Origin of the sequence: Tolypothrix sp. FACHB-123 (genome assembly GCF_014697075.1) — a bacterium.
Lineage (GTDB): Bacteria > Cyanobacteriota > Cyanobacteriia > Cyanobacteriales > Nostocaceae > Aulosira.
Map to the genome: position 1 here is coordinate 19839 of NZ_JACJRE010000048.1, position 14666 is coordinate 34504.

A 14666-nucleotide genomic window follows, 5' to 3' on the forward strand; every position below is an offset into this window, starting at 1 on the left:
TAAATGATAAAGCTAGTCCATTTTGCCCCACAAGGAACGATGCATTAATCTAACCAAGCAGGGGTAATTTTTCGCGCAAAAATCTACCCTATCGCCACCAGCTTGGCAGCAACTTTACTTATATACTCAATTGTGGTATGTGTGAGGTTGAAGCGATCGCCTAAATCTGGAAATTACTCAAATCATCCACTAAGAGCAAAATAAGGTATCTCTCGTATCCCTTCCTGTAGTGGGATTAGTACCTTTAGCAGCTTTACATAATTTTTTTTGCTCATCGGGACGTAGCAGCACATCTGTAAAATCTGCGCCATCAATAATCGCGCCATCGAATTTCGCATTCGCCGCAAAAGCACCTTCCAACACCGCATTAGTTAAATTGGCTTTAATGAAGCGAGCCGAATCTAAAGTAGCGTTGGTAAGATTAGCTCCCTTAAAATTAGCTGATTCCAAATTTGCAGCAAAGAAACTTACACCACTCAAATTAGCATTACTAAAGTTGCTCTGTTTGAGATTAGCTTTAGTAAAACTAGAGTCTGTTAAATCTCTACCTGAGAAATCAGATTCTATCAAAATTTCTTTATTGTATTCCAATGCCAAAGCCGTAGGCGCAACACCTATAATTGCTGTGACGCCAACTAATCCCCACAGCAAGACACTGAGTACAGTTGTCCAAATCCGCACAGTTAATTTTTGATTCATCATATTTTTAACCAATGACCAACCCTCCTGCATCTCATTATCCCGACATTGGTCACTTAGGTGAAGACCTAGTAGCACAATGGCTGCAATCTACAGGTTGGTTAATTCTCCACCGTCGCTTTTCTTGCCGATGGGGAGAAATTGATATTATTGCCCAATATGATGATGGCAGAGTCGCTCAAAACTCAACCTTGGCATTTGTCGAAGTTAAAACTCGTAGTCTGGGTAACTGGGATTTTGGCGGGAGAAACGCTATCACCCTCAAAAAGCAAACAAAACTGTGGCGGACTGCGGAAATGTTTTTAGCCACATACCCCGAAAAAGCAGATTACCCCTGTAGATTTGATGTCGCTATTGTCTCCTGTCAATCAGTCGCAAACAATGTCTCTCAAAGAAAAAGTACCCAGAAACCTCTAGCTAGTTCATTAGTCGCTGGTTACGAATTCCAACTCCAAGAATACATTGCCGCTGCTTTCGACTCCATAGCATGACAATATTTATGGGTTCTATGGGTTCGCAAATGGTAGGGCACGGCGTATATAAGATATCTGTATAGACGGGATTCTTGCAAATGCCGTGACCCTACTTGCCGATTAATGTATTTTGTGGTAAAGCCTTATGGCTCGCGAAACTCATGCCAAAGTTTCGGGACAGTAGCCTAATCCACGAACAAACTGTTGGCGGAATGCCTCAATTTCTTCTCGTTCTGGACTACCATGAGAAACTATGGCTACTTGGTAGCGACGCATCACGTCTACAGGACATTGCCCTGCTTCTAAACTCCAAAGTGCCATTTGTACCCGCATTGGTGGCTCGTAGCTAATTCCTAATTCATTCAGGAATGCCCGGAAGTCACCATCAACTTGGGGGGAAACTTGACCTTTAAGTTTGATCCTTACCACCCAGCCATCTATTTGGTGAATCACGGTAACGAAAGAAACAGGCATCTGGGGTCTGCCGTGCAGGTATTGTACGACCCTCAGAGTTAGACTGGCATTTGCCAGGTAATACAAGTATTCCATGTTGGTGCTTGGGATCAAAGCCAATCCTACATATCTATATTCCTCAATAAATCCATGTTTCCGGTAGGGTAAAAGCCCCCGTTTTTAGATAGGGAGGTTTACCCAATTTTTATATTGGGATTTCCGTGTCACGGATTAGTATTAATACTTAATATTTAGGAATGAAATTGAGCAGCTATTCCCTAGAGTTACCTAAATCAGGAAAACTCACTCTCGATTCCAGGAAAGCAGAGTAAATCGCAATGAAGCATCAAGTAACACCAAACAACGTCAACAAACCTTTGACTCCAGAAGTAACAAATGTGGAATTAGACTGTTCATTAGCTGGTTATGATTATGACCTGCCGCCCGAATTGATTGCCCAAAATCCAGTAGTGCCTAGAGATAGCTCTCGCCTACTGGTAATAAATTCCCGAAGTATACACCATATTTTTAGAGATCTGCCAGAAATTTTACAATCCGGGGATTTACTGATAATGAATAACAGTAAAGTGATACCCGCTCGTCTATATGGCCGTAAATCTACGGGTGCAGAAGTAGAGGTTTTACTGCTAGAAGAGCGGCGACATAACTGTTGGTTGGCTTTAGTCAAGCCGGGAAAACGCTTCAAACGCGGATCGCAAATTATTTTTGAACCACATAAAGGTAGAACAGGAGGAGATGGGGAAGCAAAGTTTCCCTCAACCCTGACAGCTACAGTCATAGAAACAGATAAAGCCACTGGCGGAAGGCTATTGCAATTTGAGTTACCAGAGGAAGTTTCTCTGGTGCAAGTTTTGGATGTATTTGGTGAAGTCCCTTTACCGCCCTACATTACCGCCTCGGAAGCTGACGACGAACAGTATCAAACAGTCTATGCCAAACATCCAGGAGCGATCGCGGCACCAACAGCCGGGTTACACTTTACGCCAGAATTACTGGAAAAATTGCGCGATCGCGGGATTAATCAAGCTTTTATTACCTTGCATGTGGGCGTGGGCACATTTCGCCCCGTAGAAGTGGAAGATGTCACCAGCCACCAAATGCATGAAGAATGGATTGAAGTTCCTGCTTCCACAGTCGAGCAGATTCGGGCGACGAAAGCCGCAGGTGGAAGGATTATTGCTGTAGGAACAACAGCAGTACGCGCTTTAGAAGGTGCAGCCCAATCGGGAAGTTTACAACCATTTTGCGGCAAAACTGATTTATTTATCTACCCTGGTTACAAATGGCGCGTAGTAGAGGGACTAATTACTAATTTTCACCTGCCACGCTCTAGTTTGTTAATGTTGGTGAGCGCTTTAATTGGTAGACAAAGATTATTAGACATTTACCAAGAAGCGATCGCATCTCGATATCGTTTTTATTCCTTTGGTGATGCCATGTTAATTTTGCCGGAAGCAGTCATAAATTTAAATTCCTAGAACCGAATTTAAACTTTTTAAATTTGACTGTTAATTTTTCATGTTGTGGTGGGTACTTTAAATTTAAGGATCTAAACAACAAGTAAAGGCCTGCCACTCATGTTTAAACAACATCAACTTCCCCAGTGGTTTCGTAGTTTGTCTCAAGTAGCGCTGCACCGGCAGTTGCTTTCAACTTCTGTGGCATTTTTGGTATTGGCTGCACCAACAATAATTAATTTACCCGGAAGCAAACTCTTGGCTCAGAACGTTGTGAGTAAGGATCTGGATGCAGCCAGTTTTTTCCAGCAAGGAGTCACCCGCTATAACCGCCAAGACTTACAGGGAGCAGAAGACGCTTTCCGCGCAGCTTTGCGGCGCGACTCTAAACTAGCGATCGCCAGAAATTATTTGGGCAATATTCTCTTAGAGCAAAACCGCTTGGATGTTGCGGTACAAGAGTATGCAGAGGCGATTCGCTTAAATCCTAATTATGCTGATGCTCATTACAATCTAGGTTTAGCGTTACATAAACAAGGTCAAAGAGAAGCAGCGATTACAGCTTATCGTCAAAGCTTGGCGATCGATGCCAAAATGGCAGCCGCCCAATATAACTTAGGGTTGGCACTTTACCAACAAGGACAAGTACCAGAAGCGATCGCAGCTTACCAGCAAGCAATTAATCTCGATGGGCAAAATGCCAATGCTTACTTTAATTTAGCGATCGCTCTCCAAAATCAAGGTGAACTTCCAGAAGCGATCGCGGCTTATCAACAAGCTTTGCAACGAGATCCTAGCAATCCCACAACTTACAATAATTTGGGCAGCTTGATGGCCATGAATGGGCAAACAGCTGAGGCGATCGCAGTTTACCAACAAGCTATTCGTCAACATCCCAAAAATGCTGTCGCTTTCTACAATTTAGGCGTGACTTTATATAATCAAGGTCAAATTAAACAAGCCAACAGCGCTTTTAAACGCGCCCGCAAAGAATACGAAGACCAAGGTAACATCGCTCAATCTGAAAAAATTGGCGAGTTAATCGTACAAATTGCCCAGATGTCAGCACCTCAGACAGCCCAAGCTAGTCAAGCATCCACTCCTGCGGCGGTATCAACCTCTACAACTTTACAACAGCCAAATCAACCACAAGTACCGCAAGCAACCCCAGATGTTCCTGTAACTGTACCAATTTCTGCTCAACCACAGCCAACATCAATGAAACTGCGCTAAACCTAGTACACCAGAGGCAAAAGGCAGTTCTCCTTGTAGTTTGTTGATATGAGTTGAGGTTGTCAATAATCAATAGTCAATAGGGTGTTTAACATTGGCTGTGGACTGTTGACAACCCTAACTTGTATCGAAAGTGACGGAAAACTCCACCCCCTTGTGGGTGGAGTTTTTCATTTAACGTGCGCTTCTGTTGAAGAGCACGTTTATTTATTGTGCGGTGGATATTCCAGAAAAGCCACGGCGTAGGAGTTCTCTTGGTGTTCCCCAAGAACAAACCCACGGTCAACATTTCGAGTGAGCTTCAGTGCAGCGCTGTCAACAGTCCTCATAATGGATTATGCAACTTAAAAGCAGAATAGCTTATTTGCCAAAAATTGACTTACTGAAAACTTTATGAAGTAACTATATTCTCAGCTTTGTCTATTAACTATTTGTACTAAATATGTACGTATAAATAAACACAAATGTATAACTTGTGCTGCTCAGTTAGACCATTTAAAATTTAGCACAATTGCTTGAAAGTCTACTGTTTTATGATGGAGCATTGTGTAAATTAACAATCTAATTTACGGAAAATTTAGATTAACAGATTGGGATTTATAATTATTTTATAAAGCTAGAGGAATACTGTTATCTAGCCCTAGGATAAAGATTATTTAAATTTTAGCAATAATGTCTATAATAAATGCACCTAAAAAATATTGAGGTGTACAATATTTTTTATACAGAGATGGTTAGTTGCATCATGTTTTTGTACATAACAGTTTCAAAATGCTTTGAGAGCTAGAGAATTAATGTGGAATTAGGATGTTCCCAATTACCTCCGGTTTAATAAGTAAGTTTAGAACACAACTCTTTTACGGCTTTTTTTCCTAAGACAATGAGGTTACTCATCCCAAAAATCATGGGATAAATTTTTAGTCTCTGCATAAAAACTTAAACCTTTAATACAGAGAAAGATACATTTTTACGAAATTATCAATTCAACATTTGGAGGTGAATAAAGGATTAAATATGTAGATTTAATTCGTGGAGAAAACTAATAAAATTTAACTCACCTAATTGATCGCGAGGTATTAACAGTCTAATGAAGGGAATGAATAAATTTAGTCGAAAAAGTAAAAACTTAAAATACCAAAGTTATGGCAATACAGACATTTTTATTTAGAAGTCTTAACTAATTTTCTCATAGCTAGATGATAGCTAAATCCCTTTCTGATATCGAGAATCAGTTTGTATTGCTGACTTTCTCAGGCGCGATCGCACAGTACATCTCCAACTAAAACACCGTTACCAGAGCAACGTTTAAAAATAATGATTTCCTCAAACTTGAATGTGAGATGTTATGGTATTATGTTTCTTCCAGAGTTTTTTAGGAACTGATTCTCAAGAGTTGCCTATATGCTTTTGTTAAAGAAAAACTTAGGAAATTTCGATTGAGTTAAAAGTATGAACGCCCATTGATTTAAAAAATTTAATCATCAGACTTAGCCAAGTTACTTTTGCCGCTATACCTTCCTTTAACGGCAAGTGTGCGCTATTTGTGCTGTCACAACAGCAACCATTCAATTCTGCCTTTTATATTTTATTGGAAAATGAACAACTTGCGAGAAAACTAGCATTTTTATTACTAATGGCATTCCTTGTTTACTGACACTAATTCTAAGAATATTCTCTTTTTATTCTTTAGTTAGATGTTTCTCATGATGTTAATAGATAGCAAATAGCATGATAATGACAAATAAAAAGTGGGCCGTAAAACGTATAACAGTTAATCTTGCTGCACAGGAAGCTGAAAAATTAGAACAATATTGTCAGCAGACTGGTAGACCTGCAACCGATGTTATTCGGGAACTGATAAGAGGTTTATCCACCTCTGAAGACAATAAATAAGCCAGCAGGATAGGAAGTGTTTGCCAGAAATCCGGAAAATACTTAATATTAACTCAGTATTTTCCGCACAAGTACTGAGTTACTTAATCCCTTGGCTTGAGGGATTGATCAGCTATTACTCATGACTTAGGACTACTAAGCAGTGAGATTGTGTAATCAGACACTTCTATAACCCTAAATGCTAATTAACTGAATCTCAGTAGCAAATTCCGACACCAGGCCAGTTACAATCTGTAAAGAAACTGAAAAGGAACGACGGAATGCGCGTTGCAATCGTAGGTGCGGGGCTAGCAGGGCTAGCAACTGCTGTTGATTTAGCAGATGCTGGCTGTGAAGTAGAGATTTTTGAGTCCCGTCCGTTTGTGGGTGGAAAAGTTGGCAGTTGGGTAGATAGCGATGGTAACCACATAGAAATGGGGTTGCATGTATTTTTTGGCTGCTACTATCAACTGTTTGACTTAATGAAAAAAGTGGGGGCCTTAGATAACTTACGCCTGAAAGAACATAGCCACACTTTTATCAACAAAGGAGGGCGCACAGGTGCTTTAGATTTTCGTTTCTTCACAGGTGCGCCTTTTAATGGGTTAAAAGCATTTTTCACGACTTCCCAACTATCATTACAAGATAAATTACAAAATGCGATCGCCTTAGGTACTAGCCCCATAGTTAGGGGTTTAGTAGACTTTGACGGGGCGATGAAAACCATTCGCGATTTAGATAAAATCAGCTTTGCCGATTGGTTTCGCCGTCACGGTGGTAGTCAAGGTAGCATTAAGCGGATGTGGAACCCCATCGCTTATGCCCTAGGCTTTATTGATTGCGAAAATATTTCTGCGCGTTGTATGTTGACAATCTTTCAGTTCTTTGCTGTGAGAACTGAAGCTTCTATATTGCGGATGCTGGAAGGTTCGCCCCACGAGTACCTGCACAAGCCAATATTGGAATATTTAGCGGCTAGGGGGACTCAAGTTTATACCCGTCGCCAAGTGCGGGAAATTCAGTTTGCGGAATTAGATAAAGAAACCCGTGTCACTGGTATTGTAGTTGCCCAAGGCGAACAAGAGGAAGTAATTACAGCTGACGCTTATGTCTTTGCTTGTGATGTGCCGGGAATTCAGCGTTTAATACCACAAGAATGGAGAAAATGGTCAGAATTTGACAATATTTATAAATTAGATGCAGTACCCGTAGCCACAGTCCAACTCAGGTTTGATGGCTGGGTAACAGAACTCCAAGATGAGGCAAAACGCAAACAGCTAAATCAAGCTGTAGGGATAGATAATTTGCTTTATACTGCTGATGCTGATTTTTCTTGCTTTGCGGATTTAGCACTGACTAGCCCGGCTGACTATTATCGTCAAGGGCAAGGTTCTTTGCTACAGTTGGTACTGACACCTGGAGATCCGTTTATTAAACAAAGCAATGAAGCGATCGCCCAGCATGTACTGCAACAAGTACACGAACTGTTCCCCTCATCGCGCGAGTTAAATATGACTTGGTACAACGTAGTCAAACTGGCGCAATCTCTCTACCGCGAAGCGCCGGGAATGGATCTGTACCGTCCCGACCAAAAGACACCTGTACCTAATTTCTTCTTGGCAGGAAGTTACACCCAGCAAGATTATATCGATAGTATGGAGGGAGCCACAATTTCCGGGAGGCGGGCGGCAAAAGTGATTCTGGAGAATGTGAAAAAGTAACCCACTGCAACAGGCGCTGAGGGCGCAGAGGAAGAAAAATGTCAGACTGGTTAGAGCATAGTGTACAGGTAGAAGTAGAGGCTCCGATAGATTTTGTCTGGAGTCTCTGGTCTGACTTGGAGCAAATGCCAAAATGGATGAAGTGGATTGATTCGGTGAAGATATCGCCAGACGATCCAGATATATCTATTTGGAAGTTGAGTACTGGCGGTCTGGACTTTAGTTGGAAATCCCGGATTCTGAAAATTATTCCCAATCAAATTATTCAGTGGGAATCGATTGATGGCTTACCAAATCAAGGGGCGATTCGCTTTTACGATCGCCACAATAGTAGTATTGTCAAACTCACCATTTCTTATGCCATTCCGGGTATCATTGGCAAAATTATGGATAATTTGTTTTTGGGGCGGGCTGTGGAATCGACAATTCAAGCTGATTTGGAAAGATTTCGAGAATACGCTTTGAATGCCAAAGCTAGTTGATATGTAGTAAAAGCAGGCAGTAAATTAATTACTGTCTAAATATGAAAAATGCGGCAATTTATTCTGGGCTATTCAAAATTAAGAATTAAGAATCAAGACAGGACAAGCATTTGGGGCTGTATATATGTCGAATTCTTTTTTCAAATTGGTCTAAGTTCTAGAGCTATGAATTAGCTCCTCATACCATAACGGCAATTATCCAAAAAGCATCAACACCGAAATCAGCAAAGTTCTACGCTAGTAAAGATACCAGCGACTATCACCAAGTTGGGTCGCTAAATAGATTAATGGTTAATTGTTCGCGTCCGGGTGGTACGGCTGTAATACAAGCGCGGATGGTTTTGCCATCTTCTAATTCCACAGTGCAAGCGTGACAAGTACCCATGAGACAGCCAGTGGGGATAAATATCCCCGCCCGATCTGCTACTTCTAAGAGGGGTTCCCCGACTTCAGCATTGACTGTGACATCATCTGGTAAAAATTGGACGCGAACACTCATTAAATAGCAACCTCTCTAGGATAAAAAGGGTGTTAAGTCTAAATGATTTTCAATCTCGCTGGCTAGGGAATCTAAAGTTTGCTCTCGCTGTTCGCGGTAGTTCGCGACACCAGTAGGCAGAGATTTTAAACCCCGTTGTTGACGCAGACGGTTTAACCAAGCGCGTCGCCAAGGCCCATTGTCAAACAATCCGTGGAGATAAGTACCCCAAACTGATTGACAACTATCCACTAACCCTAAGTTAACATCATCAAATAGGGGTTGGAAGGCTTGGTTATCTGCTTGCTGTTCGATACGCGATCGCCCTTGATGAATTTCAAATCCATAAACTGGTAAGCCCATTTGTGGGAAATTCGAGCTAACTTGGCGCTGACGGGCGATTTTTTGCCCTGTAATTACAGTTCTGATGGGTAATAAATTTAATCCTTGGTATCTACCTGCTTGTCCTTCTATGCCTTCAGGATCGGCAATCATCTGACCTAGCATTTGGTAGCCGCCGCAGATGCCTAATACTGTACCACCAGAAGCGGCATAGTGTTGGATTGCTTCTGCCATACCGCTTTTTTGCAGCAGTATCAAGTCAGCAATTGTAGTCTTGGTACCGGGGATAATTACGGCGTCTGGGTGACCTAATTCTTGCTTGGGGTTGAGATATCTTACTGATACGGTGGGTTCTGATTCTAAGGGGTCAAAGTCGGTAAAGTTAGAAATTCTCGGTAAGCGTAGGACTGCTATATCTAAGTCAGCTTGGCTTTTATGAGGTTTTCTTTCTAATAGATTGAGAGAATCTTCTGCGGGTAACATGTGTTCCAAGTAAGGAATTACACCAATCACAGGGATACCCGTCCGCGCTTCTAACCATTGTATGCCTGGTTCTAACAGCGATCGCTGTCCTCGGAACTTGTTAATTACTATACCTTTAATTAAATCACGTTCTTCCTGGTCTAATAACTCTAAAGTTCCAATTATATGGGCAAAAGCACCACCTCGGTCAATATCAACTACGAGTATAGTTGGTGCATTTAAATATTTTGCTACCCGCATGTTTGTTAAATCGCGGTGCTTCAGATTAATCTCCGCCGGACTGCCAGCACCTTCACAAACCAATATGTCAAATTCTGTGCCTAAATGTTGTAGGGATTCTTCGATTGTTCGCCAACCAAGCTCAAAATATTGCTCGTAGTAATCTGCTGCACTGACTTTACCTACAGGCCTACCCTTGAGAATGACTTGGGAGGTCATATCACCTTGGGGTTTGAGTAAAATTGGATTCATTTCCACCCAAGGGACAACTCCCGCCGCCCATGCTTGGACTGCTTGGGCGTAGCCAATTTCTCCACCGCTAGCAGTAACATAAGCATTTAAAGCCATATTTTGACCCTTAAAGGGAGCAACTCGCCAGCCACGCCGCGATAAAATGCGACAAATTGCTGTAGTTATTAATGATTTCCCTGCATGGGATGTTGTCCCCACAACCATAATTGATTTCATAATGACTTTCGGTTTTGCAATATAAGGGGCAGAATTTTTAGGTTGAACGGTGATCTGACAATTCGCTTGTCAACATTTAACAAGCCAGGGAGTTGATATCAGCACGGAAGATAGAGATGTTGAGTCACTAACACCAGAGTATACCTTAGTGCTGATGATATCCTCTGTTACCCCATATCTATTGGTTAATCCGTACCTTCACTGTACGCACTCAATTAGAGGCTAATGATAAAGGCTTTATAAATGGGGTCGATGCTTCCGTATATATTGTTCCCTTTTAGTTGCTGATGCTAACTTTTTAATTAGGGCATGGGGCATGGGGCATTGGGCATTGGGTAAGAGTCAACACTTCGACAGGCTCCCTTCGACAAGCTCAGGGCATCGCAGTGCGGCGCAGTCAACCGTCAACAGTCAACTGTCAACAATATTCTTCTGCCATGAGGATTTTCAATCTAGAAAGGTAATCTCCACCAACGGGCGATCGCATTTTGTAGGCGATCGCTTAATAAGGGATGAGGCCAGGTTTGATTTTGGTATTTTTCGGCTAACTTTTGACCTAGGGGTGTGAGGCGGTAACTATCTGTAATTCCTTGTCCATCAACTTCACGGCGCAATACACCTACTTGAATTAGCCAATCTAAGGACTGATCGCAGGCTAATTCTGATAAAAAACGTTTGGTGTAGCCATTCTCGATCCCATTATTTTGAGCGATCGCACTCAATGATATGCTTTTTTGTTGCATTGCCGCCAATAAAGCTGGATTGAAGGGAGAACAAATAAGCGATCGCTCGGCTCGTTCTACAGTAGTTTGAGGATAAGCAAAAGTTTTTGGGGTTTGAGGATTAGCAACAGGCATTTTGAATTGTGGGATTGTGTGATGGGCTTCAATAGTCATTGGTCATTGGTCAAGAAATTTTTGGCGATGAACTATAGACTTTTGACTAGTAATTAACTTAATTATTGTAAATTATTGTAAAATTTCAAATGCCCCAACAATCTCAAACAGGGAAGGTTCATTATGCCTCTAGCAGTCGGTAGCGATGCACCTGCTTTTACCGCCAAAGATACTAACGGCAATACTGTCTCTTTAGCTGATTTTGCTGGTAAGACAGTAGTTTTATATTTTTACCCTAAAGATGATACTCCAGGTTGTACCAAACAGGCTTGTAGTTTCCGGGATGCTCAACCGGATTATCAAGGTAAAAATGTTGTAGTACTAGGAGTAAGTGCAGATGATGAAACTTCTCATCAAGCATTCACCTCCAAATATAATCTGAATTTTCCTTTACTGGCTGACACAGATAAAAGTCTAATCAAGGCTTTTGATGTTGATGGTGGTGGTTACGCTAAACGTGTAACTTATGTCATTAGCCCCGATGGGAAAATTATTCATGTTGACGCCAGCGTGAATACAACTACTCACGCCAGTGATGTTTTAGCTGCTTTAGGGCTATAACAATTTTCCATTAGAAAATACCCAAATTTTCGGGGCACGGGAGAGAAAGATTTTTGCGCTTGACAGAAATCTGCTCTGTTCCGTGCCCCTATTAGTAAATAATTGATTTTTTGGGATTGCTTTAGTTTTTTACTGGTACTGTGGGATCTACTGTATTTTCTGGGAGTCTGATGATCGGTAAATTTTGGGATGAAGTTCCTACGTTACCGCCATTTTGAATTGCTTGTTGTTGTCTTTGTTTAAAGAGGAGGGCGGCTTCATCTAATTGTTGGTTCTGTTGCTCAGAGTTCCAATTCAATGTTCCAAAATTTGCCTGATGTATCAGGTTAAACATGTTGAACTCTGTACCACCGTTACTAGAGAATGGATCGCCATTATTCTGGCTAGGATCGCTGTTAGTGGAATCAATTGTACCGAGTTGAGCCAAGGTAGGCTGAGCGATCGCGAAACCGGAGAAGCTAACGCCGACAACCGTAGCAAGGGCGATTTTTGTCAGGGTGAGAAACATTTTTTCCATGAGGTTTTTACCCTAAAGTTGTTGCAAGTGAATCATGCTTATATCTTAAGCAAGAGTTCGTCTGAGTTGGGGTTGAATACTTAATAAAGCGACGACAGCAAAGCCCAGCAATATTAGTAAAGCGCCACCAAAGGTAACAGCACCCCAAGGGGCTTGCATGACTACGCTACCCAATCCCCAACTGCTGTGAAGATACAGATAGCGGATTGGTTCAATAGCGTAACTCAGAGGGTTAAGAGTGGCAACTACCTGCAACCACTGGGGCATAAAGGATAATGGTGCTAAAGCCGTACTGGCAAACAATAGCGGTAGGTTGGTGACAAAAATTACGGCGATGAGTTCAATGTGTCCTGGGAGGGCAAAAGCCAAGCCGAGAGAGATAGCGGTGACACCCAAAGCCAAGAGGAAGACAATTAACGCGATCGCACCTAACCCAGCTAAATCGGGTAAACCTGCGCCTAAAAATGCTGCTGCACCTACAATTACCGCCGCTTGTAGTAAACTTTGGCTGATAATAAAAATTGCCGATGCAAAGACAATTGAAAACCGCGATGCTAAAGGCGCTACCAGTAAGCGATTTAAAAAGCCAAACTCGCGGTCAAACATTACAGGTAATCCAGCGTTTAAGGCTCCTGCAAAAGCTGTAAAAACAATTACGCCAGCAGATAGAAATTGACCGTAATTTGTCGTACTGCCAAAAAGTCCTTTGGGAGCATTTTGGAATAATGCACCAAACAGCACCAGCCACATTACAGGCTGAACAATTCCCGCCGCCAAAGTTGAGGGACGGCGTTGTAATTGAATAAACAAGCGACGAGTTAAAGCTAAAGTCTCTTGAACTAGTTCGCCAAAGAAATTAGGTTTAGCCTCAGCGTAACCTTGCGGTGATGTGGCTGGTTGCCAATTTATCTCAGATTTAGGAGTAACGCTCATAATTATTAGGGAATTGGGCATGGGGCATGGGGTATGGGGGATTGGAAACAATTTTAGATTTTAGATTTTGGATTTTAGATTGAATTCCAATCCAAAAGACGCTCGCGGACTCGCTAACGCTACGCTAACGTAAATCCAAAATCCAAAATTTCTTGTCCTCCTTGTCCTCCTTGTCTTCCTTGTCTTCCTTCCAGTCTTTATCTCATATTTTGCTTTTTCTCGGCTTTGGGATCGCGATTGGCTACGGCTGCGAGTTCTGCATCCATTAAGGTGCGTCCGGTGGCGGCGAGGTAGACATCATCTAAGCTGGGGCGAGATTGGGCTATGCCAAAAATGGGCAAGCCTGCTGTATTTAGGGCTTGTTGAATGGTGATTAGCGCATCATTTTGCGGTGTTACCACTAAGTTTAGGGAATTACCTTGAGCAGTGTTGATAATTACTTCCTGCACTAATGGCAAAGTTTGCAGGAGGTGTTTGGCTTTTTCGGCTTCCTCGATGGGGGAGAACTCGCGGATGCGCAAAGTGATGCGATCGCCTCCTACTCGATCTTTTAATTGTGATGGTGTACCACATGCAATGACTACACCGCGATCGATAATCGCCACGCGATCGGCTAGGGCGTCAATCTCTTCTAAATAATGGCTAGTAATTACTACCGTGGTTCCAGAGGCGCGTAACTTCCGCAAAAACTCCCAGACAATAAAACGGCTTTCTATATCCAGTCCCACTGTTGGCTCATCTAATACCAAAACATCTGGTGCATGAAGCAATCCAGCTGCTAAATCTAGGCGTTTGCGTAACCCGCCAGAATAAGTTCCAGTTTTTTTATCAGCGTATTCTTGCAAATTGAGTAAATCTAATACTGTCTCAATTCGCTGTTTCCCTACCGCGCTGGGGAGGTGATAAAGCGCAGCTTGCAGTTGCAGCAGTTCTCTACCAGTCAACACTTTATCTAAAGCAACTTCTTGAGCCACATAACCAAGCTTTTGTCTTGCTACTCTGGGGTTAGCTAACACCGAGACTCCAGATACTTCGATTTTGCCAGCATCCGGCGTGGTGAGCGTACACAAAGCGCGCAGGGTAGTAGTTTTGCCAGCGCCATTGGGGCCAAGCAACCCAAAGATTTCTCCAGATTCTACTGTAAAGGAGACATCTTTGACGGCTTCAACCGTGCCATAGCGCTTTTGCAGATTTTCAATTAAAACGGCGGGAGCCATGACAGCTAATCCCCAACGATACAAATCTCAACAAAGTCTATATATATTGTAGTTGAGGAGTGCCAGTTAAATAGTTGAATGGGAACATCCCACCAATCTCAGCATAGAGGTATGTCTTGCTGCTTTTATATGCAGTACAGT

At 42.3% G+C, this 14666-nt stretch carries 15 protein-coding genes; 7 read left to right on the top strand and 8 right to left on the bottom strand.

Going from position 1 to position 14666, the window contains the following annotated elements; translation table 11 throughout:
- Window positions 1-189: 189 nt before the first annotated feature.
- The gene (locus H6G41_RS25330; RefSeq protein WP_190749867.1) at window positions 190-699 is read right to left on the bottom strand and encodes a pentapeptide repeat-containing protein; all 510 of its coding nucleotides are present in this window, start codon (window positions 697-699) and stop codon (window positions 190-192) included.
- 14 nt (window positions 700-713) lie between these two features.
- On the opposite strand from H6G41_RS25330, the gene H6G41_RS25335 reads away from it, so the two are divergent.
- Complete coding sequence (locus H6G41_RS25335; RefSeq protein ID WP_190749802.1) at window positions 714-1190, top strand: YraN family protein; 477 nt, start codon at window positions 714-716, stop codon at window positions 1188-1190.
- Between the two features lie 141 nt (window positions 1191-1331).
- Here H6G41_RS25335 and H6G41_RS25340 read toward each other — a convergent pair whose 3' ends face one another.
- Window positions 1332-1721 carry a hypothetical protein gene (locus H6G41_RS25340; RefSeq protein ID WP_045868874.1) on the bottom strand — a complete coding sequence of 130 codons (390 nt, stop codon included), beginning with the start codon at window positions 1719-1721 and terminating at the stop codon, window positions 1332-1334.
- A gap of 242 nt (window positions 1722-1963) precedes the next feature.
- Between H6G41_RS25340 and queA the strand changes: the two genes are divergently transcribed.
- The 5 genes from queA to H6G41_RS25365 all read left to right on the top strand — a co-directional run bounded on the left by queA (window position 1964) and on the right by H6G41_RS25365 (window position 8411).
- Window positions 1964-3124: a tRNA preQ1(34) S-adenosylmethionine ribosyltransferase-isomerase QueA gene (queA, locus tag H6G41_RS25345; RefSeq protein ID WP_190749804.1), complete on the top strand. Its 1161-nt coding sequence runs from the start codon at window positions 1964-1966 to the stop codon at window positions 3122-3124.
- A 99-nt stretch (window positions 3125-3223) separates the two neighbouring features.
- Entirely contained in the window at window positions 3224-4336 is a 1113-nt protein-coding gene (locus tag H6G41_RS25350; RefSeq protein WP_190749806.1) for a Wzy polymerase domain-containing protein, read from the top strand.
- 1728 nt (window positions 4337-6064) lie between these two features.
- Complete coding sequence (locus H6G41_RS25355) at window positions 6065-6229, top strand: ribbon-helix-helix protein, CopG family (RefSeq protein ID WP_190749808.1); 165 nt, start codon at window positions 6065-6067, stop codon at window positions 6227-6229.
- Window positions 6230-6489: 260 nt separating this feature from the next.
- Window positions 6490-7929, top strand: a complete 1440-nt coding sequence (zds, locus tag H6G41_RS25360; RefSeq protein ID WP_190749810.1) for a 9,9'-di-cis-zeta-carotene desaturase — start codon at window positions 6490-6492, stop codon at window positions 7927-7929.
- Between the two features lie 38 nt (window positions 7930-7967).
- The gene (locus H6G41_RS25365) at window positions 7968-8411 is read left to right on the top strand and encodes an SRPBCC family protein (protein WP_190749812.1); all 444 of its coding nucleotides are present in this window, start codon (window positions 7968-7970) and stop codon (window positions 8409-8411) included.
- A 259-nt stretch (window positions 8412-8670) separates the two neighbouring features.
- Here H6G41_RS25365 and H6G41_RS25370 read toward each other — a convergent pair whose 3' ends face one another.
- From H6G41_RS25370 to H6G41_RS25380, 3 genes are all read right to left on the bottom strand, one after another.
- Window positions 8671-8910, bottom strand: coding sequence for a 2Fe-2S iron-sulfur cluster-binding protein (locus tag H6G41_RS25370; RefSeq protein WP_190749814.1), 240 nt, complete (start codon window positions 8908-8910; stop codon window positions 8671-8673).
- A 15-nt stretch (window positions 8911-8925) separates the two neighbouring features.
- Complete coding sequence (cobQ, locus tag H6G41_RS25375; protein ID WP_190749816.1) at window positions 8926-10401, bottom strand: cobyric acid synthase CobQ; 1476 nt, start codon at window positions 10399-10401, stop codon at window positions 8926-8928.
- A 452-nt stretch (window positions 10402-10853) separates the two neighbouring features.
- A complete protein-coding gene (locus H6G41_RS25380; RefSeq protein WP_190749869.1) occupies window positions 10854-11258 on the bottom strand; it encodes an Npun_F0494 family protein in 405 nt (134 codons plus the stop codon).
- A gap of 162 nt (window positions 11259-11420) precedes the next feature.
- Here H6G41_RS25380 and H6G41_RS25385 point away from each other — a divergent pair, with 162 nt between their 5' ends.
- Window positions 11421-11858: a peroxiredoxin gene (locus tag H6G41_RS25385; protein ID WP_190749818.1), complete on the top strand. Its 438-nt coding sequence runs from the start codon at window positions 11421-11423 to the stop codon at window positions 11856-11858.
- 121 nt (window positions 11859-11979) lie between these two features.
- Here the strand turns inward: H6G41_RS25385 and H6G41_RS25390 are convergent, their stop codons facing one another.
- From H6G41_RS25390 to H6G41_RS25400, 3 genes are all read right to left on the bottom strand, one after another.
- Window positions 11980-12375 (bottom strand): hypothetical protein, encoded by a 396-nt coding sequence (locus tag H6G41_RS25390; RefSeq protein ID WP_190749819.1) that lies wholly within the window; start codon window positions 12373-12375, stop codon window positions 11980-11982.
- Between the two features lie 45 nt (window positions 12376-12420).
- Entirely contained in the window at window positions 12421-13308 is an 888-nt protein-coding gene (locus H6G41_RS25395; protein WP_190749820.1) for an ABC transporter permease, read from the bottom strand.
- 197 nt (window positions 13309-13505) lie between these two features.
- Window positions 13506-14525 (bottom strand): ABC transporter ATP-binding protein, encoded by a 1020-nt coding sequence (locus H6G41_RS25400; RefSeq protein WP_190749821.1) that lies wholly within the window; start codon window positions 14523-14525, stop codon window positions 13506-13508.
- Window positions 14526-14666: the final 141 nt, after the last annotated feature.